This window comes from Brevibacterium sp. VCM10 (assembly GCF_000583215.1).
Taxonomy (GTDB): domain Bacteria; phylum Actinomycetota; class Actinomycetes; order Actinomycetales; family Brevibacteriaceae; genus Brevibacterium; species Brevibacterium linens.
The window spans coordinates 1-20672 of sequence record NZ_JAJB01000069.1; the positions used below are offsets into that span (position 1 = coordinate 1).

The following is a 20672-nucleotide window of genomic DNA, read 5'->3' on the forward strand; positions in this document are numbered from 1 at the left end:
CGCCGTCAGGTAGCAATAGGAGGTCAGAACATTGTCCAGGCTTCCTCGAGGACGCCGCGGATGATCTGCTCCATCTCGTCGAACTCGTTCTGACCGACGGTCAGCGGAGGCGAGAGCTGGATGACCGGGTCGCCGCGGTCGTCGGCGCGGCAGTACAGACCGCTGTCGTACATCTTCGCCGAGACGAAGTTCTTGAGGATCCGCTCGGACTCCTCCTCGGTGAACGACTCCTTCGTGTCCTTGTCCTTGACGAGTTCGATTCCGTAGAAGAATCCCTCACCGCGGACGTCACCGACGATCGGCAGGTCCTTGAGCTTCTCGAGCGTGAACTTGAACGCCGCAGCGTTCTCGTGCACGTGGTCGCCCAGCTTCTCCTCTTCGAAGACGTCGAAGTTCGCCATCGCGGCGGCACAGGCGACGGGATGACCGCCGAAGGTGTAGCCGTGGTAGAAGGTCTCATCGCCGCCGGGACCGAAGGGCTCGAAGAGACGATCGGAGGCGATCATCGCGCCCAGCGGTGCATAGCCGGAGGTGATGCCCTTGGCCGAGGTGATGATGTCGGGAACATAGCCGAAGTCGTTGCAGGCGAACATGTCGCCGATGCGACCATAGGCGCAGATCGTCTCGTCCGAGACCATCAGCACATCGTACTCGTCGCAGATCTCGCGGACCCGCTCGAAGTATCCGGGAGGCGGCGGGAAGCAGCCGCCGGAGTTCTGCACGGGCTCGAGAAAGACGGCGGCCACGGAGTCGGCACCTTCGAACTCGATGGCCTCACCGATGCGGTCGGCGGCCCAGCGGCCGAAGGCCTTCTCATCGTGGGCGAGGTGCTCCGGTGCCCGGTAGAAGTTCGTGTTCGGCACCTTGTGCGCCCCGGGGACCAGCGGAGCGAACTGCTCACGCAGACCCGGCAGCGAGGTCACCGACAGCGCGCCGTGCGGGGTGCCGTGGTAGGCGGTGGCCCGCGAGATGATCTTGTGCTTGCCGGGCTTGCCGACGAGCTTGAAGTAGTTCTTCGCCAGCTTCATCGCCGACTCGACCGAATCGCCGCCGCCGGAGGTGAGGAAGACCCGGTTGAGATCGCCCGGCGCATAGCTGGCCAAACGCTCCGAGACCTCGATCGCCTGCGGGTGGGCATACGACCACAGCGGCATGAACGGCAGCTTCAGTGTCTGGTCGTACATCGCCTTCGCGATCTGCTCACGACCGTGACCCACCTGGACGGTGAACAGGCCGGCGAGACCGTCGAGGTACTTCTTGCCCTTGTCGTCGAAGATGTGGTGGCCCTCGCCGCGTACGATGACCGGCGCCTCACCACCGTTGAACAGTGCTTGGTGTGGTGACATGTGCATCCACACGTTGTTGCGGATGGCATCCTGATAAGGAGTGCCGGCCCTGGTGACATTCTCTGTCATCGCGTCCCCCAGTTGTATTTCTGCTTTTCGAGTGAGAGGTACATGAAGAGCTCCGTATCCACGACGGCATCGATCGAGCGGAGCTCCTCATTGACGAACTCGATCAGATGCCGATCCGATTCACACACGATCTCGACCAGCAGGTCGAACGAACCGGCGGTGACGACGAGGTAGTCGATCTCGTCGTAGTCGTGCAGCTGCTCGGCGACCGCGGAGATGTCCCCGCGGACCTTCAGCCCCACCATCGCCTGCCGGGCGAATCCCAGACTCAGCGGGTCGGTCACGGCGACGATCTCCATGACACCCGACTCGATGAGCCGTGACACCCGCTGGCGCACGGCGGCCTCGGACAGGCCGACGGACTTGCCGATGGCCGAATAGGACTTCCGTCCGTCGTGCTGCAGTTCGACGATGATCGCCTTGGACTTCTCGTCGAGGTTCCCCAGTCGGGAACCGCTGCCGTTCGGCAGGAGCGGGTCCATTCTTCACCTCCGTGATGTGCGTCTCAGGACAATCTATCACCGAATCTGCTGAAATGCGCTGTTTCGCTTGCGAATTCCGTCGAAACTGAAATTGTTTGGTTCTGGATTCGTCAGAAATCGCCGAGGTGGCCGACGGGTATCCGTGCCGAGTGTCGTTTCCGCGGCCGCCCGGATCCGCCGGTGGTGACCGCTCGAATCGGCTGTGCGCCGAGCGCCCGGGTCCGCCGTTCGCGGGCCGAGCGGGTCGGTCGTTCGGGGATCGCGGGGCCCGCCCTCGGCGGCCGTCCGAATCCCGGTTGAGGAGCACTGCGAATCGTCGTTGCGAGAGCGCGCGGATCCGCGCCGACGCGCGGATCGGCGGGCCGTCGGCAACACGCGCGGCGGCAGTGATTGACAGTATGTGAGCGGGGTCACCACACTGGGATCATGAATGAGGGTGAGCTGTTCTACGGTGGCGAGGATAATCGCCCGGATGTGTATGGGATGCGTCCCGGAGCCGAGCAGGGGCAGGCCGGCAAAGAGGTCAGGGCGCGCCCGCAGCCGGTCCCCGGCGAGGTCGATACGATCGGCGCGAACGAACTGTCGTTCAGCGCCGAGGAGTACCTCGGTCGGATCTCATCGGTGCGCAACCGCATGCTCGACCAGGGACTGGCGGCCCTCATCGTCACCGATCCGGCGAACATCTACTACCTGACCGGCTACAACGCGTGGTCCTTCTACACCCCGCAGCTGCTGTTCGTGCCGTCGTCGGGGCCGATGACGCTGTTCATGCGCGATATGGACGCCCGCGGAGCCTCGCACACCTCATGGCTGCCGCCCGAGGATATCGTCGGCTATCCCGAACGCTATGTGCAGCGCCCCCACATCCACCCCTTCGACTGGGTCGCCTTCGCCCTGCGCCAGCGGTGGGAGGTCGCCCGAGCAGCGACCATGCCGGTCGGTGTCGAGATGGATTCGCACTTCTTCTCCCCGCGAGCCTTCCGTGCGCTCGTCAACGGTGTGCCCGAATGGCGCCTCGTCGACTCCTTCGAGCTCGTCAACTGGATCCGCGCGGTCAAATCTCCGGCGGAGGTCGCGCTCATGCGCAAAGCCGCGAAGGTGACCACCGCGGCCATGGACGCGGCACTGGGCACTATCGGCGTCGGAGTCGGTCAGAACGAGGTGGCCGCTGCGATCTCCGAAGCTCAGACCAGGGGCGGCGACGGAGTCTGGGGCGACTACCCCTCGATCGTCCCGCTCATGCCTACCGGCGAAAGCGCGGACACCCCGCACCTGAGCTGGACCGATCGGACGTTCGAGCGCGATGAATCGGTGAGCATCGAACTCGCCGGTGTCCACCGCCGCTACCATGTCCCCCTGGCCAGGACGGCTGTGACCGGTAAGCCGAAGCAGGAGCTCGTCCGCCTCGAGGGGGTCGTCGCCGAAGCGTTGTCGGCAGTCCTCGAGGCTGCCGCTCCCGAGGTGCCCACCGCGGAACTCGCCCGCACCTGGAATCGGGTGCTGGCGCTGTCAGGGCTCGAAAAGCCCAGTCGCCTGGGGTACTCGATCGGGATCGGCTACCCGCCCGACTGGGGCGAGCGGACGATCTCGATCCGCACCGAGGACGACCAGATCCTCGAAGCGGGAATGACCTTCCACCTCATCGGCGGCATGTGGATGAACGGCTATGGAATCGAACTGTCCGAACCGGTGCTCATCACCGACACCGGCTGCGAGCCGTTCACGAACTTCCCCCGTGAGATCATTCGCGTCTGAGGTGAGGAACGTCGGCTCCTCAGGCGAGGAACTGGATCCACAGGCCGAGGGCCAGGGCATTGATCCCGGCCACCGCGAGTGATCGGCCCTGCACCCAGGAGATGTCCTTCGCCGAGGCGGGTGCCGCCGAATCCGCGATCTGCACGGCCATCGCCACCCGTGGCGGAGCGGCGAGAGCGGCCAGCGAGCCGGCCGCGTTTCCGGCCGCGACGACCGGCAGCGCCGAGACATGCGACGATGCCGCGGCCGCGGTCAGCGTGCCGGTGAACATCGAGTTCGCCCCCGTGTTCGACCCGGTGAGCACCGCGCCGATCGAGTTCAGCCACGGGGTGAGCAGAATGAGACCGGCCGGCAGCAGTGAGCCGATCGCCTCGCTCATCCCCGTCGTCGTCATGATCCAGCCCATGAGCATGAATGCGGCGGTGCCCACCCCGATGGGAACCCAAGAACGCACGGCCGCAACGGTGACGGCGCGTCTGCCGGCGACGCTGACGGCGGCGATGGCGCACGCGGCGGCCAGCCAGAACGGGGGAGAGGCGATGATCTGCGTGATGGTCGACGGCAGGCCGGCATGCAGAGCCCGTGCCGACAGCAGACCGACCGTGAGCACCCCGTAGGGCAGTACGGCCACGCCGAGGCTGCGCGAAAGTCCGGTGGTCTGCGTGCCGATCATGAACAGCGCACCGAGGACGATGATGACGATGAGCGAACCGATGATCCCCGACGGGGCCATGCCGATGACATGGCTGGAGGCGAGGATCCCCGCCCACATGAGGGCGCCGGCACCGATGATTCCCAGCGCCGAGGCGGCAGACGGGCGCAAGATCGCGACCACCGCGATCGCGACGATGATGACCGGGATCGCATTGATCCACGCCGTGGCCAGACCGAGTTCGTCGACGCCGAGTCCGGCCAACGCCGCCGCGACAGTGGTGCCCGGACCCAGGGCGCCCCACGGCACGGCGATGAGGCCGAGGAGGCCGAGGATCGCCGACTGCCGCAGAGTGCAGCCGAGGTGGGTGAGGATCGGCACCCCGACGGTGACTCCGATGCCGAAGCCGGTGACCGATTCCGCGAACGGCACGATCCCGAACACGACGAGGGCGACCCCGAGCGGGCGACTCGGTGACAGTGCTTCGACCCAGGCCGAGATCTGCGACATTGAGCCGGCGGATTCGAGCAGCCGGGCGAGGAGCATGCCGAAGAGCAGGATGAGCGCGACCTCGAGGATGAGCGGAAAGTAGTCGATTCCCGATGCGGCCAGCACCGAGGCGGGGGTGGGGAAGGCGACGGCGACGAGACCGGCCGCGAGCACCGTTCCGGCCAGGGCCGCGACCCAGGACCTCTGCTTGAGCAGGAGTAAGAGAATGGCAATGAGGATCGGTGTGAAAGCCAGCACTGCCGCCATGGAAATGTGTTTCCTTTGTGAGAGGTGATTCTACGATCCAAGAATAGTTTATGATGCTCCAATGGTGAAAGAAGAGGATCTCGGCGCACGTGTCTTCGGTGCCCGCATCAGAGCACGGCGCAAATTCAACAACCTCACCCTCAACGAGCTCGCGGTCCGGGCAGGACTGTCGCGCGCGGCTCTGTCGAAGATCGAACGCGGTGAGCAGGACACCTCCGTCTCGAACGCCATGGGCCTCTCCCGGGCTCTCGGCGTCGACGTCGGCGAGCTCCTGGCCGCGCCGGAGGTCACCATCACTCGCAGCGAGGCGATCCCCACGACGTCGACCTTCGGCAAGGGCGTCTGGCGTCGGGACCTGCCGTCGGCGATCGAGAACATGGACGTCGTCCACTACCGTCTCGACCCGCGCAGCGAGACCTCGGCCTTCGCCGCGCACCGCAGCGGATCGCGTGAGCGCTTCTTCGTCCTCACCGGCAGCATCGAAATCGTCACCATCGACCGCCGCACCACTCTGCACTCCGGCGACTGTGCCCAGGCGCCCGGCGACGTACCGCACCAGTTGGCCAATCCCCACGACGAACCCGCCGAACTCATGCTCATCATCGTCTGAACCCGCCCCACCCCTTATTGCTACCTGACGGCGGCACAACAACCTCGCGCGAGGTTGCTGGGCCGCCGCCAGGTAGCAATAAGGAGTGGTCTTGACCGGGCGAGGCGCCTCGGCGATCATTGTTATGTTCCATTTCCGACGAAAGACGTCTCTGCTGTGAAGTGAATCCTCATGCCGTGACTTGCGGGTGCCACGGGCCCGCAGCGCTTCTGCGTACACGAAATGAGGACCCTTATGTCCACAGCCATCACTGTGTCCGAACTGGACTACCGCCTCGGCGACGATACCGAGATCTTCTCCCGACTCACTGCCACCATCCCTGCCGACCTCGTCGGACTCGTCGGCGACAACGGGATCGGCAAATCCACCTTCGCCCGCATCCTCGCCGGTCGGCTGCGCGCCTCGGCGGGAACCGTCACGGGCGCCGACGGCGCCGTCTACATCGACCAGCTGCTGCCGCATTCGACGCAGCGGGTCGACGCCGCACTGGACATCGCCCCCGTCCGGCAAGCACTGGGCCGCGCCCTGGCCGGAGAAGCGACCGGCGCCGACTTCGACCTCATCGGCGACGACTGGGACATCGAAGAGCGGGCCCTGGCTGCGCTGTCCGAACTCGGTCTGCAGCTGAGTGTCAGCGACCTCGACCGGAGTCTGAGCAGCTTCTCCGGCGGGCAGGCCACGCGCATCGGACTGGCTCGAGCGGCACTGGTCGGTGACACCTGGCTGATCCTCGATGAGCCGAGCAACAACCTTGATGAGGACGGACGGGCGCTGCTGACGACGCTGCTCACCGACCGACGCGGTCCGACCCTGGTCATCTCCCACGACCGCACGCTGCTGACGCATATGACCTCGATCATCGAGATGACCGACCGACTGCGGGTCTACGGAGGGAACTTCGACGACTACGAAGCCATGGTCGCCGCGGAAGAGGAGGCGAAGCAGCAGAAGGTCACCGACGCGAAGAAGTCCCACCAGATCGAGAAGCGTCAGCGGATCGAACTGGAGACGAAGCTCGCTCGAGCCGACCGCAAGGCCAAGAAGGACAAAGAGAACAAACGCCGACCGAAGATTGTGATGAACGGACTGACGAACTTCGCAGAGAAGTCAGCGGCCAAACGACGCGGCGACAAAGCCGCCGACGAAGCCGCGGCCCGGGACCAACTCACCAACGCCAAGGATGCGCTGCGCCGGTCCTCAAGCGTCCGCCTCGACCTGCCGGACACCCAGGTTCACGCGACCAAACGGGTCCTCGAGATCTCCACGGCCGCCTCGGCGAAGTCCGAACGACCGCAGACGATCGTCGGTCCCGAACGGATCCGACTGACCGGACCGAACGGGGCAGGCAAGTCGACCCTGCTGGCCGCGATCCTGGCGGCTGCCAACGGCCAGGACGGCCAGAACAGCCAGGACGGACTGGACGAGGACACAGGCGACACAGCCGGGGGAGATGCAGGGGCCGAAACCGGTCCGCCGATCGCCGAACTCTTCGGCGACCTCGACATCACCGTCTCCGCACCGACGGCTCACCTCGACCAGCAGTACCGACTGCCGGGGGAGCTGACGGTGATGGAGGCGGTGCGATCAGGCAATCCGCAGCTCGACCCGCACCGCGTCCACGAGGTGCTCGCGGCCATGGGCCTGCGCGCCGGACGCACCGGCCAGATCTGTCAGACCCTGTCCGGTGGGGAGCGCTTCCGCGTCGCCCTGGCCTCAGGACTCCTCCAGGACCCGGCCCCGCAGCTGCTCATCCTCGACGAACCGGGCAACAATCTCGACCTGTCGTCGCTCGAAGCGCTGGTGACCGCTCTCGAAGGATTCGGCGGGGCCATGGTGATCGTCACCCACGACGACCGGCTCGCCGCCGAACTCTCCGTCGACACCGAATGGGACGTGCGGGAATTTCTGCGCACCGAAGTCGTTGAGGTGAACGGATGAGCCGGAACGATAGCGGGACGCCGGGCTTGCGCCGGCTTGGAATCCGAACGCGATCGAGTGAGGAGAGGCAGACGAATGTGCGATTTTGACTTGACTGGGATAATGGTTGCGTGAGTGTCATCAGCCCTGCCCCAGAAACCGCATCCCCGAAGCTCGAAACAGCCCTGCGCATCGGGCCCATCGAGCTGTCCTCGCCCGTCGTGCTCGCGCCCATGGCCGGAATCACGAACACCGCCTTCCGCCGCCTGTGCCGCGAATACGGAGCCGGCCTGTACGTGACCGAAATGGTCACCACCCGGGCGCTGGTCGAGCGCAATCCGAAGACGATGCGCATCATCCACCACGAACCGTATGAGACCCCGCGCTCCGTCCAGCTCTACGGAGTCGACCCGGTGACCATGGGCCAGGCCGTGCGGATGCTCGTCGAGGAGGACCGGGCCGATCACATCGACCTCAACTTCGGCTGCCCCGTGCCCAAGGTCACCCGCAAGGGCGGCGGCTCCGCGCTGCCGTGGAAACAGGACCTGTTCAAATCCATCGTGACAACGGCCGTCACCGAGGCGGCCCGCCGGGACGTACCCGTGACGGTGAAGATGCGCAAAGGCATCGACGCCGACCACACGACCTTCCTCGACGCCGCCGAAACCGCTCGCAACGCCGGCGTCGCCGCCGTCGCACTGCACGGCCGCACCGCCGCGGACCTCTACTCGGGGACTGCGGACTGGGACGCGATCGCCCGGCTCAAGGACCACCTCGGCGACACCGTACCGGTGCTCGGCAACGGTGATATCTTCGCCGCCGAGGATGCCCTGGACATGATGGCCAAGACCGGCTGCGACGGCGTCGTCATCGGGCGCGGCTGCCAGGGACGGCCGTGGCTGTTCGGCGACCTCGCGAACGCGTTGAACGGCAGCGACGAACGCCACCGTCCCGGCCTCGCCGAGGTGGCCCGAGCCGTGTACAAACACGGCGAGTACCTCGTCGATCATTTCGAAGACGAATTCCTCGGCGTCCGTGACCTGCGCAAACACATCGCCTGGTACTTCAAGGGCTACCCCGTCGGAGGAGAGCTGCGCAGTCAGCTGGCCATGGTCTCCTCCCTCGAGGAACTTGCCGGACTGCTCGACCAGCTCGACAAGGACGCCCCCTATCCGGGAGCAGCCGCCGAAGGGTCCCGCGGCCGCACCACCCGGCCGAAGAAGCCGCACCTGCCCGAAGGCTGGCTGGACTCCCGCATCTTCGATCCCAGCGGGAAGTCGCTGCTGTCGGAGGCCGAACTCGACATCTCAGGAGGATGAGAATGCCCTTCGACACTCACCCGCGCACCTCGGTGCGGACGGGTACCGTGGCGGTCTACTCGCCCTGGGACGAGGAGCGGTGGGTGAGCGAACCGGCGAAGAATCCACGACGATCGGCCTTCCAGCGCGACCGTGCCCGCGTCCTCCATTCCTCGGGCCTGCGCCGCCTCGGTGCGAAGACCCAGGTCGTGTCCCCGGGCACGGACGATTTCGTCCGCACCCGCCTCACCCACTCCCTCGAGGTGGCCCAGGTCGGACGCGAACTCGCCCGCTACCTCGGCTGCGATCCCGACATCGTCGACACCGCCTGCCTGTCCCACGACCTCGGACACCCGCCCTTCGGCCACCACGGAGAGACGATCCTCGATGCCCTGTGCGCCGACATCGGCGGCTTCGAAGGCAACGCCCAGACCCTGCGCCTGGTCACCCGCATCGAACCGAAGGTCATCGCCGACGACGGTCGACCGGCCGGTCTCAACCTGTCCCGCGCCAGCCTCGACGCACTGACGAAGTACCCGTGGCCGCGAGCCGAAGCCACGGCCGGTCGCCGCGACTCCGGGGTGCGCAAATTCGGTGTCTACGATGACGACCGTGCTGTCTTCGACTTCTACCGCGACGGCATCGACAACGGCCAGAGATGCATCGAAGCCCAGGTCATGGACTTGGCCGACGACATCTCGTACTCCGTCCACGACGTCGAGGATGCCATCGTCGCGGGACACCTCGACCTCGTCGACTTCGCCGCCGACGACCGCCGGACCGAACTCTTCGACATCACTCGTCAGTGGTATCTGCCGGAGACCACCGATGCGGAGATGGACAAGGCGCTCGGCCGACTGCAGGCCGCCGCCTACTGGCCCAAGGAGGCCTTCGACGGATCCCGTCGGGCTCAGGCCGGTCTCAAACACATGACCAGTCAGCTCATCGGGCGCTTCGTCGGTGCCGCGGAATCCGCGACCCGTGAGGAATTCGGGTGGGAACCACTCGCCCGATACTCCGCCTCACTCGTCGTGCCCGAGACGACCACCGTCGAGATCGCCGTGCTCAAGGGCATGGCCACACTGACGGTGATGGTCGCCGAGGATCGACTGCGACTCCATGACATCCAGGCAGCGGTCATCAACGAACTCGCCGAATGGTATTCGCAGTCACCGGACAAGCTCGATCCGATGTTCCGCGCCGACCACGCCGAGGCCGCCGACGACTCCGCACGGCGGCGCGTCATCGTCGACCAGATCGCCTCCCTGACCGACCATTCCGCCTGGGCTCTCTACCACCACCTCAACGCCGGAGCGGAGGATCGGCTCTAGACCATGGCCGGACTCATCAAGCGCGAGGACATCGACGAACTGCGCAGCCGCACCCGCATCGACGAGGTGATCGGGGAATTCGTCACCCTCAAGACCGCAGGCATCGGATCGCTCAAGGGTCTGTGCCCGTTCCACGACGAGAAGACTCCCTCGTTCACGGTGCGCCCCCAGGTCGGGATGTACCATTGCTTCGGCTGCGGTGAGTCCGGCGATGTATTCACCTTCCTGCAGAAGGTCGAACAGCTCAGCTTCGTCGAAGCCGTCGAGACCCTGGCCGGCAAGGCCGGAATGCATCTGCGCTACGAGGACGGGAAGGGACCCGACCGGGAACAGGCCAGCCGCAGGCAGCGACTGCTGGAGATGCACGAAGTCGCCGGGCGCTTCTTCGCCCAGGCTCTGGAATCCGAAGCCGGGCAGATCGGACGCGACTTCCTCACCGGCCGCGGCTTCCCCGCGGAGTCGAGCCGAGAGTTCGGCATCGGCTTCGCCCCGAAATCCTGGGATGGACTGACGACCCATCTGCGCCGGGCCGGCTTCACCGATGAGGAGATCCTCGCCGGCGGCCTGGCCAGCGAGGGCGGACGCGGAATCTACGACCGGTTCCGCGGTCGGGTGATCTGGCCGATCAAGGATATGACGGCCCGGACCATCGGCTTCGGCGCCCGCCGACTCTATGACGACGACAAGGGACCGAAGTACCTCAATACCCCGGAGACCGCGCTCTACCACAAGAACCAGGTCCTCTACGGGCTCGATCTGGCGAAGAAGTCGATCGCGAAGACCAAGCGCGTCGTCGTCGTCGAGGGCTACACCGACGTCATGGCCGCCCACCTCGCCGGAGTCGACCAGGCCGTGGCCACCTGCGGCACGGCCTTCGGCGCCGAACACGTGAAGATCATCCGCCGCCTCCTCGGCGACGACCCGACCGGACAGGTGATCTTCACCTTCGACGGCGACGCCGCCGGTCAGAAGGCGGCACTCAAGGCCTTCGAATTCGAGAGCCTGTTCAGCGCCCAGACCTTCGTCGCCGTCGAACCCGACGGCCTCGACCCCTGTGACCTGCGGATGCGGAAAGGCGACGCGGCCCTGCGCGAACTCATCGACGGGTGCAAGCCGCTCTTCGAATTCGTCATCACCACCGCGATCGCCCGCTTCGACCTCGACACCGTCGAAGGTCGGATCTCCGCGGTCCGCGCCGCCGCCGAGGTGCTCACCGACGTCCGCGACCGAAACAGTCTTTCGCATTACTACCGGTTCGTCGCCGGCCGCATCGGCGTCGACATCGATGAGGTGGAGGCCGCGGTCCGGACCGCGGCCCGCCAGCCGAAGCAGAACAGACGGCCCGCCGAGGCGCCCGCCCGCCAGTCGTCCTACCGCGACGGTCCGCCGCCGACGCCGACCGCCCCTGCGGCTTCGACGTCAGCCGCACCCGGCCCGGGAACCGGTGCCGGAACCGGACCGGGGCACGCCCCGTCCGGGGGCGCACGCGAACCCGGGCCCGCCTCGGCGGGCGAGGCCTCCGACGAACGCAGCCTGGAATACGTCTACGAGGAACGCCCCGACGTCTCGAACCTCTCGGCCCCGATCAGCCCTGCCCGGCTGAAGACGGAGAAGGGCGCCCTCATGGTCGCCCTCCAACATCCGGAGGTGGTGAATGCGAAGCTCTTCGACTCGCTGTCCGCGAAGGCCTTCGAACACCCCGGCTACCGGCGGATCCAGGACGCGATCAGACAAGCCGGGGGACTGGGTGCCGCCGGCCCCGCCCAGTCGAAATGGGCCGAGCGCGTCCTCGACGCCGCTGACGAGGACCTCAGACCCTATGTGGCTCAGCTGCTCGTGACCCCGCTGCCGGTGATCGAAGGGGACGGGATCGACCGGTTCGCCCGCGGCATCGTCGCCCGCCTCTTCGACTACGACCTCGAACGCATCGCCAAGGAACTCCACTCCCGCCTGCAGCGCCAGGACACCGCCGACGGAGCAGGCCAGGCCGCACTGCTCGGCCAGCTGCAGACCCTCGAACAGCACCGGGCGAGGCTGAAGACGCTGATGTAGAACACTGCACACAGTGAAATAGTGCACAATTGCATATTTGCAGTTGGTGAAAGTTTGCACCTGGTGCAAAATGGACGTATGCCCGTTGAAGAATCCCTGCGCTCGAAAAAGGCGCGGCTGACCCGCAGCGCCCTCCACGAGGCGGCGATCACCCGCGTCCTCGAAGACGGCCTGGCCTGCGCCACCGTGGCGAACATCGCCGCAGACGCGGGGGTGTCGACGCGTACCTTCTTCAACTACTTCGAGACGAAAGAGGACGCGATCGTCGGCCTCGGATCCGAGGTCAGCGTCGATGAGGGCCTTGCCTTCGACTACGTCCACAGCCCTGCCGGGCTCGACACGCTGGCCGAGGACACGGCGCGCTTCGTCCGCGAAGCGCTGCTCGTCGGCTCCGTCGATCCCAAACTTCCGGCTCGGCGCCGCCGTCTCTTCGCCCTGTATCCGGAAATCGTGAGCAAGAGCTTCGACCGGGCCGAAGAACTCGAAGAGATCGTCACCGGCCACGTGCTCGACCGACTGCGCCACCTCGGCCAGGAGTTCTCCTCCGAGGATTCTGCCTGGCGCAGCGCGCGCATGCTCACCCAACTCTGCCGCGTCCCGCTCAATCATGCGGGACAGACGATCAAGGCCGATCCCGAAGCGGTCGAGGGCAAAGGCGGAACCCCAGCGATCTTCGAAGACTCCCTGAGCCTGTTCCGCAAGGTATTGGACCGACTGCAATGACGAAAGCTGTGATGAGAAGCAACCACGAAACCGATGAGAAGGCGATGACGGCAACCACCTCGAAGAACTCCGCAGCAGCGGGACCCGGCTCACAGACCGAGCCGATGGCCACCTCGGCGATCATTCTGCTCTTCGTGGGCCTGATGATCGCGATGTTCATGTTCTCCCTCAATCAGACGGTGCTGGCGACCGCGCTGCCGACCATCGTCGGCGAACTCGACGGCGTCGACCAGATGCTGTGGGTCTCCACCGCATTCATGCTCGCCTCGACGATCATGATGCCCGTCTACGGCAAGGTCGGTGACCTGTTCGGACGCAAGCCGCTGTTCATGTTCGCCATCTGCTGCTTCCTGCTGGGATCGGTCTTCGCCCTCGTCGCGAACGAGATGTCGACGCTGATCCTCGGCCGCGTGCTCCAGGGCATCGGCGGCGGCGGAATGATGATCCTCTCACAGTCGATCATCGCCTCCGTCGTCCCCGCCCGCGAACGCGGCAAGTACATGGGCATCATGGGCTCGGCCTTCGCCGTGTCGTCCGTGGCCGGACCGCTCATCGGCGGCTGGCTGACCGAAGGGCCCGGCTGGCGCTGGGCGTTCGCCATCAACTTCCCGCTCGGCATCATCGCCCTCATCGCCGCCGCCGTGTTCCTCAAGGTGCCCAAGCATGACAAGGGCGCAGGCAAGCGTCCGAAGATCGATGTCATCGGCATGGCGCTCGTGTCCATCGTGACCTCCTGCATCGTGCTCACCTCCGCCTGGGGCGGACACGACTACGAATGGGGATCATGGCAGATCAACGGGCTCATCGTCACCGGAATCATCGCTGCAGTCGCCTTCGTCTTCGTCGAACTCAAGGTCAGCGAACCGGTCATTCCGATGCACCTGTTCGCCAATCGCGACTTCCTTTTGTGCACGATCGCCGGTCTCTTCGTCGGCATCGGCATGTTCGGTGTGCTCTCCTACATGCCCACCTACCTGCAGATGGTCCACGGCATCGATGCCACCGTCGCGGGATTGATGATGGTGCCGATGATGGGCACCATGCTCGTGTCGTCGACGCTCGTCGGATTCATCGTCTCCCGCACCGGCAAGTACAAGAAGTACCCGCTGACCGGCATCCTCATCATGGCCGCCGCACTCGTCCTGCTCTCCCAGCTCAAGGCCGAGAGCTCGGCCTGGGAGACCATCGGCTGCCTGGCGCTGCTCGGACTCGGACTGGGCTTGAGCATGCAGACTCTCGTCCTCGTCGTCCAGAACGCCTTCCCGGTGTCCATGGTCGGCACCGCGACCGCCTCGAACAACTACTTCCGACAGGTCGGCGCCACCTTGGGCATGGCCTTCATCGGTTCCGTGTTCACCCAGCGGCTGATGGACAACATCAAGTCCGGAATCACGGAGATCGCCCAGGCCTCCCCGGAGGGTCACATGCCCAAGGTCTCCTCGACCGGGCTGACCCCGGAGATCGTGTCGAAGCTGCCGGAGCCGATGCATTCGCTCATCATCACCTCCTACAACGATGCCCTCGTGCCCCTGTTCCTGTGGGTGGCTCCGCTGGCGGTCCTCGGTTTCGTCTTCCTCTGCTTCCTGCCCAACACTCCGCTGGCGCAGACGCTGAAGAACGAGCCGGCGAAGCGGGAGAGCCTCGACGTCGCAGCAGAGAATGCGGGGGCCGTGTCCGCGTCGGTTTCCACCCCGGTCGAGGCTTCATCGGTTAGTGTGGCAGAAAGCCCACTGTCCAAGGAGCCGAGGAATGACGGTACTGACCATACTCAACGCACCCGGGACCGAGATCCCCGAACTGATCACTGATCTGGGGGAGCGGGACGGGATCGAACTGCGCATCGCCGAGGCGTCGACCCTGTCCCAGGCGCTGCCCGGCACCGATGTGCTGCTGATGTGGGATTTCTTCTCCACCGCACTCAAGGACGCCTATGCACATGCCGACCGGCTCGACTGGGTCCATGCCGCCGCGGCGGGCGTCGATTCGCTCCTCTTCGATGAGCTCGTCGACTCGCCGGTGACGGTGACGAACGCCCGGGGGATCTTCGACCGACCGATCGCCGAGTTCGTCCTCAGCTACATCCTCATGCATGCGAAGAGCTCGATCGGCTCGCTCAACGACCAAGCGGAGGGGAAGTGGAACCGCCGGTCGACCCGCGATATCGCCGGAACCAAGGCGCTCATCGTCGGCACCGGTGCGATCGGCCGGGGCATCGCCCGCCTGCTGACGGCCGTCGACATCGAGGTCACCGGAGCCGGGTCGCGCGCCCGCAGCGGCGATGCCGACTTCGGTGAGGTCATCGACTCCGCCGCCCTGCCCCAGCATGTGGCCGGATTCGACTGGGTCATCGACATCGCACCGCTGACGGAGAAGACCGAGAGGCTCATCGGCACCGAGGCATTCGCCGCCATGGATGACACCGCCGTATTCATCAATGTCGGACGCGGAGACACCGTCGACACCGACGCACTCGTCACCGCCCTGCGCGACGGGCAGATCGCCGGAGCCGGGCTCGATGTCTTCGACGAAGAGCCGCTGCCGGCCGACCATCCTCTGTGGTCGATGGACGATGTCATCATCACCCCGCATATGAGCGGAGACACGAACGGGTGGAGAATGCGACTGGCCGAGCAGTTCCATCGCCTGTTCGAGGCGTATCTGGCCGGGGAGCAGTTCCCGCACACCGTGGACAAGAAGCTCGGGTACGTGCGGTGAGTCAAGCCGATGACCCTGCGGCGCAGCGGGCGTTCCTGGCCAGGGCGATCGCCGAACTCATCGCTGTGCGCCGTGCCCGTCTGCTGAGCATGCTGGTGCTCGCCCTGGCGATGCTCGTCGCCGGACTCGGGGCCGCCGTCCAGGCTCAAGGCGATCACATCGATGCGGTGCTGCTGTTCTCGGCATTCAGCCTCATCATGATCGGCATCGTCTGTGCGCTGGGCGCGATCATCGCCTGGACGCGGATCAACCGGGACGTGCTCGATTCGATCGCGGCCACCCGTCCGGCGCGGGCCAAGGCGCCGCGGACGCGCGACGCCGGACTCGCCGTGGCCCTCGGCTTCGCTGTCGTCGGGATCCTGTTCGGCATCCTGCTGTGGGCCGAGACGCCGATTCTGGCCGGCGCCGTCGTCATCGCCTGCCTGCTGCTGGCCTGTCTGGGGCCCATCTGGGCGAATGAGCTGGCCAACGCCGATGATCGACTCGCCGTCATCCTCGACAGCGACGACGAACTGGCTGACCGGTTCGCCAGTTTCACGCCGATCTGGCTGCATGAAGCCATGGAGTCCGATGCCGCGGAGTGACTGACTCCTCCCGCTGCTGAATGACCATCCCGAAACCGGCAGAACCTCCCGTTCCTGCGGGAGGTTCTGCCGTTCCCACGGGGTTGCGGCACGAAGCAGAGGGTATGCGGCCCAGGGTGCGGGATGGTGCTGAGGATGTGCTGAACCACTGGCGCGAGGCCCGGCGGGGACGGCGACGGACGTGAATGACGAAGGTGCCCGGAGTCGTGAGACTCCGGGCACCTGTCTCAGCCGGTCATCGAACGCTCATCCGAGCGTTGCGGCAGGCCGCCTCGGCGATATCGATATCAGGGAAAGGCCGGGACGTCGACGTCGGCCATCTTGGCCACGCAGCGCACGACCTGGCAGGAGTAGCCGAATTCGTTGTCGTACCAGACGTAGACGACGACGCGGTCCTCGTCGACGATCGTGGCCAGACCGTCGACGACACCGGCGCGCTTGGAGCCGACGAGGTCGGTGGACACGAGCTCGGGAGAGGTGACGTAGTCGACCTGGTTGCGCAGCGGCGAATGCATCGACACTTCGCGCAGGAACGTGTTGAGTTCGTCGACCGAGGTGGCCGTGTCCAGGTTGAGGTTGAGGATCGCCATGGACACATTCGGGGTGGGTACGCGGATCGCGTTGCCCGAGAGCTTCCCGGCCAGCTCCGGAAGAGCCTTGGCCACGGCCTTGGCGGCACCGGTCTCGGTCAGGACCATGTTCAGCCCGGCCGCACGGCCGCGGCGGGAGCCCTTGTGGAAGTTGTCAATGAGGTTCTGATCGTTGGTGAACGAATGGACGGTCTCGACGTGGCCGTTGCGGACACCGAACTTGTCGTTGATGGCCTTGAGCACCGGGGTGATCGCGTTCGTCGTGCACGAGGCGGCCGAGACGACCGTGTCCGAACCGAGGATCGCATCGTCGTTGACTCCGAAGACGATGTTCTTCACATCGCCCTTGCCGGGAGCCGTGAGCAGGACCTTCGACGCACCGGGGCAGGCGAGGTGCTTGGACAGGCCCTCGTCGTCGCGCCACTTTCCGGTGTTGTCGACGATGATGGCGTCGTTGATTCCGTATGCTGTGTAGTCGACCTCGGAGGGGTCATCGGAGTAGATGACCTGGATGAGGGTGCCGTTGGCCTGGATGGTGCTGTTCTCTTCGTCGACGACGATGCTGCCGTCGAAGGCTCCGTGGACCGAGTCGCGGCGCAGCAGGGAGGCGCGCTTGACGATGTCGTTCTCTCCATTGCGGCGCACGACGATGGCACGCAGACGCATACCGGTGCCGCCGGCACGATCGATGAGAATGCGGGCGAGGAGACGACCGATGCGACCGAAGCCGTAGAGGACGATATCGCGGACCTCACCCTTGCCGGACTGAGATTCGACGACATCGGCGAGCTCGGAGGCGAGGAAGGCATCGACATCGGCGTTCGGATCATCGAGCTTCTCGATGAGGCGGCCCAGATCGATGCGGGCCGGTGCCAGGTTGAGCCCCGACAGCGCCTTGACGATGCGGTGGGTGATCTGGATGTCGAGCTCTTCGCCGAGGAAGTGGCGAGCATAGCGGTGCGCCTTGATCATGCCGGTCACCGACTTATTCAGCAGTGACCGCCCGAACAGGGTGAGCAGCACGTCGTTCTCACGGTACAGGCGTCCGACTAGCGGAATGAGTTCTTCGGCGGCGGTCTGCTTCTTCGCCCAATCGTCCAGGCGAGCAGTCGTAGCGTCAGTCAAAGGTCGTGTCCCCTCGGTCAGTTGAAACGGATGCGCCCACAGTCTACCGTCTCGCCTACTCGCGATCGGACCGGCGTTCCTCGAATCGCTTGAAGCCGAGCAGGGTCAGCGCCACGATTCCCGCGCCGGTGATGAGTGCGCCGAGGCTCTGCGCCTGCACCTTCGGTTCGACGAACCGGTATTCCGGCTCCTCCTCACGCGACCGCGGCGGTTTCGCCGTGCCGATCCACGCAGCGATGAACAGGACGATGCGGGCGAAGACGTTGAGCGTGAGCATGATCGCGATGATCGAGCCGAACACACCGGCGGCCTTGTTTCCGGAGAAGAGGTTGACGAGCACGGTGGAGAAGTTGATGAGGATGAGGAACGCGGTCGCGCCGATGAGGGAGCCGCGGTTCTTCGCCTGTCTGTCCACCGGCCTCTCCGGCAGCATTGTGAACAGGAACCAGAAGATCATCCAGGCGGCGCCGAAGGTGAGGACGACCGGAACGATGAACAGCATGCTTGCGGCGATGCCGGAGAGCCCGAGGAAGTCAACGATCATCGAGCGCAGACCGGTGCCGACGACGGTGAGCGCCACGGCCAGGAGGAGCCCGATGATGAGGCCGATGAGAGTGATCACGTTGTTGAGGACCTTGCTGACGAAGGACTTCTCCGGCACAGCATCGTCGAAGTCGTCGTGCAGCTGGGCTCGCACCGCGGCGCCGAGGTTGCCGATGAATCCCTGCCCCGTGTAGAGGCCGGTGATGATACCGATGATTCCGACCGCCTGCCACTGCAGCAGGTAGCTCTCGAGCTGCTCGGCCAGGGATTCGTTGCCTGCTGCGAACGTCTCGATCTGCTTCGTGACCTCGGGGAGGAGCTCGGGGCGGGCGACGTCGAGGACGAAGCCGATGCTCGCGAGGCTGACCATGGCGATGGGCATGACCGCGAGTACGAGGAAATAGGTGATCGCGGCACCGAACTGATTGCCCAGGCGCTGTCCGAAACGCTGGACTGCGCGCACGAGGTGGGCGGGCCCGGGTCTGTTGACGGCATTGTGGCCGACCTCAGCGACGGTGTTGCGTGAGGCCAGTACTTTGGCAGGTGCCACGTGTGTGCTCCTTCGATGAGTATCCGCACGGTGCGTTCGTAATCCGGTCTGAGGTGTTCGTTTCCACACTAACCGCTGTGAGCGCACTGTGAGCGGCGGGCCGCGCCCTTATCCGGACTTTTGGCCATGCCGAACCCTGATCCGGACTCTCTCGCCGCTGTCGCCGCCGCTGTCGCGACCGCTGCCACAGGTGGGCTCACCGGCAGTCTGCCTTCCGGCTCAGCTGTGGCGGATGTCCTCTCGGCCGGGGTGGGCGCCAGGACCAGCAGCGCATCGGCTCCTCGAGGGAGCGGCTCGCCCGTGAGTCAGCTCACCCAGGCCGATGCCGTATGGGCGGGAGCGACCTCTTCGCCGGGCTTGACCGGTCCGGGAGCCGTCCCGTCGCCGAACGGCGATCCGCCGAACTTCCGGTCACGGCCGTGATCGCTGAGCCAACCGGAGAGATCGGGGCCCTTGGGCACGATCTGCGTCGGATTCACGTCCTGGTGGACGATGTAGTAGTGCTGTTTGATCTGTGCGAAATCGACCGTGTCGCCGAAGCCGGGCGTCTGGTACAGGTCGCGGGCGTAGCCCCAGAGGTTCTCGAACGCCGTGAGCGGCTGCCGATTGCACTTGAAGTGACCGAAGTAGACGGGATCGAAGCGTACGAGCGTGGTGAACAGTCGGACATCCGCCTCGGTGATGGTCTCACCCATGAGGAACCGTGACCGGCTGAGCCGATCCTCGACGATGTCGAGCGCGTTGAAGAGGCGATCGAAAGCGGCATCGTAGGCGTCCTGGGAACCGGCGAAGCCGCAGCGGTAGACCCCGTTGTTGATCTCCGTATAGATATGGCGCATCACCTTCTCCATCTCCTCCCGGGATTCTTCGGGCCAGAGATTCGGGGCGCCTGCGCGGTGGTAGTCGGTCCACTGAGTGGAGAAGTCCTCCGTGATCTGCGGGAAGTCGTTGGTCACGACGACGCCGGTGGGCACGTCGACGACGGCAGGCACGGTGATTCCGCGCGGATAGTCCGGAAAGCGCGCGAAGAACGCCTGCTGCAGCCGTTCGATGCCGAGCACCGGATCCACCCCGCCCGGATCGAGGTCGAACGTCCACGACCTGGCATCGTGGGTGGGGCCGGGCAGACCGAGGGAGATGGCGTCCTCGAGCCCGAGGAGGCGACGGACGATGATCGTCCGGTTCGCCCACGGGCAGGCGCGGGCGGCGACGAGGCGATACCGGCCCGGTTCGACGGGCCACTGAGCGTTCGGATCGTTGAGGATGCGATCGTCGATGTAGTTCGTATCGCGGTTGAACGCCGCGCCTTCGGTCACGTAGCTGGGAGTGTGATCGGTGGACTCGGACATGACGCTGCCTCCAAAGAGATCGATGAGTGCGACTTCTGACCTCAGCTTACGACGCAGAGGCAAGCCCGCGCCGAGGCGGCCCGCCGTCACCGTCGCCCCGTCCTCCCGGGCCAGGGAAGGGTCCATCCGCCGCCGAGGCGGAACGACGGCGGCCCGGGACGGACCGTTGGAGTCCGTGCCCGGGCCGTACCCCGCAGGCTGAGTTCAGTGTCTGTGCCCCTGCCG

17 protein-coding genes are annotated in these 20672 nt (G+C 65.7%); 11 read left to right on the plus strand and 6 right to left on the minus strand.

Annotation, left to right across the window (positions count from 1 at the left end; translation table 11 throughout):
* Positions 1 to 23: 23 nt before the first annotated feature.
* Positions 24 to 1415 carry an aspartate aminotransferase family protein gene (locus tag AD89_RS0116215; RefSeq protein WP_025780564.1) on the minus strand — a complete coding sequence of 464 codons (1392 nt, stop codon included), beginning with the start codon at positions 1413 to 1415 and terminating at the stop codon, positions 24 to 26.
* Positions 1412 to 1897, minus strand: a complete 486-nt coding sequence (locus AD89_RS0116220; RefSeq protein WP_025780565.1) for an Lrp/AsnC family transcriptional regulator — start codon at positions 1895 to 1897, stop codon at positions 1412 to 1414. The genes AD89_RS0116215 and AD89_RS0116220 overlap by 4 nt, the downstream gene beginning before the upstream one ends.
* A 426-nt stretch (positions 1898 to 2323) precedes the next feature.
* On the opposite strand from AD89_RS0116220, the gene AD89_RS0116225 reads away from it, so the two are divergent.
* Complete coding sequence (locus AD89_RS0116225; protein WP_025780566.1) at positions 2324 to 3652, plus strand: M24 family metallopeptidase; 1329 nt, start codon at positions 2324 to 2326, stop codon at positions 3650 to 3652.
* Between the two features lie 19 nt (positions 3653 to 3671).
* Here the strand turns inward: AD89_RS0116225 and AD89_RS0116230 are convergent, their stop codons facing one another.
* The gene (locus tag AD89_RS0116230; RefSeq protein WP_025780567.1) at positions 3672 to 5060 is read right to left on the minus strand and encodes an L-lactate permease; all 1389 of its coding nucleotides are present in this window, start codon (positions 5058 to 5060) and stop codon (positions 3672 to 3674) included.
* A 61-nt stretch (positions 5061 to 5121) separates the two neighbouring features.
* Between AD89_RS0116230 and AD89_RS0116235 the strand changes: the two genes are divergently transcribed.
* The 9 genes from AD89_RS0116235 (at position 5122) to AD89_RS0116275 (ending at position 16290) form a co-directional block, all read left to right on the plus strand.
* Positions 5122 to 5670, plus strand: a complete 549-nt coding sequence (locus AD89_RS0116235) for a helix-turn-helix domain-containing protein (RefSeq protein ID WP_025780568.1) — start codon at positions 5122 to 5124, stop codon at positions 5668 to 5670.
* Positions 5671 to 5904: 234 nt separating this feature from the next.
* Positions 5905 to 7608, plus strand: coding sequence for an ATP-binding cassette domain-containing protein (locus AD89_RS0116240; protein ID WP_025780569.1), 1704 nt, complete (start codon positions 5905 to 5907; stop codon positions 7606 to 7608).
* Positions 7609 to 7718: 110 nt separating this feature from the next.
* A complete protein-coding gene (dusB, locus tag AD89_RS0116245) occupies positions 7719 to 8906 on the plus strand; it encodes a tRNA dihydrouridine synthase DusB (RefSeq protein ID WP_025780571.1) in 1188 nt (395 codons plus the stop codon).
* A 2-nt stretch (positions 8907 to 8908) separates the two neighbouring features.
* Positions 8909 to 10216 (plus strand): deoxyguanosinetriphosphate triphosphohydrolase, encoded by a 1308-nt coding sequence (locus tag AD89_RS0116250; protein ID WP_025780572.1) that lies wholly within the window; start codon positions 8909 to 8911, stop codon positions 10214 to 10216.
* A gap of 3 nt (positions 10217 to 10219) precedes the next feature.
* On the plus strand, positions 10220 to 12268 hold the full coding sequence (gene dnaG, locus AD89_RS0116255) for a DNA primase (RefSeq protein ID WP_025780573.1): 2049 nt from the start codon (positions 10220 to 10222) through the stop codon (positions 12266 to 12268).
* Between the two features lie 78 nt (positions 12269 to 12346).
* Positions 12347 to 12991 (plus strand): TetR/AcrR family transcriptional regulator, encoded by a 645-nt coding sequence (locus AD89_RS0116260; protein ID WP_025780574.1) that lies wholly within the window; start codon positions 12347 to 12349, stop codon positions 12989 to 12991.
* 11 nt (positions 12992 to 13002) lie between these two features.
* A complete protein-coding gene (locus AD89_RS0116265) occupies positions 13003 to 14799 on the plus strand; it encodes an MDR family MFS transporter (protein WP_025780576.1) in 1797 nt (598 codons plus the stop codon).
* A complete protein-coding gene (locus AD89_RS0116270) occupies positions 14741 to 15706 on the plus strand; it encodes a D-2-hydroxyacid dehydrogenase (protein WP_025780577.1) in 966 nt (321 codons plus the stop codon). The genes AD89_RS0116265 and AD89_RS0116270 overlap by 59 nt, the downstream gene beginning before the upstream one ends.
* Positions 15703 to 16290, plus strand: a complete 588-nt coding sequence (locus AD89_RS0116275) for a hypothetical protein (protein ID WP_025780578.1) — start codon at positions 15703 to 15705, stop codon at positions 16288 to 16290. The genes AD89_RS0116270 and AD89_RS0116275 overlap by 4 nt, the downstream gene beginning before the upstream one ends.
* 287 nt (positions 16291 to 16577) lie before the next feature.
* Here AD89_RS0116275 and AD89_RS0116280 read toward each other — a convergent pair whose 3' ends face one another.
* From AD89_RS0116280 to AD89_RS0116290, 3 genes are all read right to left on the minus strand, one after another.
* Positions 16578 to 18005, minus strand: a complete 1428-nt coding sequence (locus tag AD89_RS0116280) for a glyceraldehyde-3-phosphate dehydrogenase (RefSeq protein WP_025780579.1) — start codon at positions 18003 to 18005, stop codon at positions 16578 to 16580.
* Positions 18006 to 18060: 55 nt separating this feature from the next.
* Positions 18061 to 19098 carry a YhjD/YihY/BrkB family envelope integrity protein gene (locus AD89_RS0116285; RefSeq protein ID WP_025780580.1) on the minus strand — a complete coding sequence of 346 codons (1038 nt, stop codon included), beginning with the start codon at positions 19096 to 19098 and terminating at the stop codon, positions 18061 to 18063.
* Positions 19099 to 19403: 305 nt separating this feature from the next.
* Positions 19404 to 20447, minus strand: coding sequence for a glutathione S-transferase C-terminal domain-containing protein (locus AD89_RS0116290; RefSeq protein ID WP_025780581.1), 1044 nt, complete (start codon positions 20445 to 20447; stop codon positions 19404 to 19406).
* Positions 20448 to 20469: 22 nt separating this feature from the next.
* Here AD89_RS0116290 and AD89_RS20050 point away from each other — a divergent pair, with 22 nt between their 5' ends.
* The gene (locus tag AD89_RS20050; RefSeq protein WP_155807497.1) at positions 20470 to 20649 is read left to right on the plus strand and encodes a hypothetical protein; all 180 of its coding nucleotides are present in this window, start codon (positions 20470 to 20472) and stop codon (positions 20647 to 20649) included.
* Positions 20650 to 20672 lie beyond the last annotated feature (23 nt).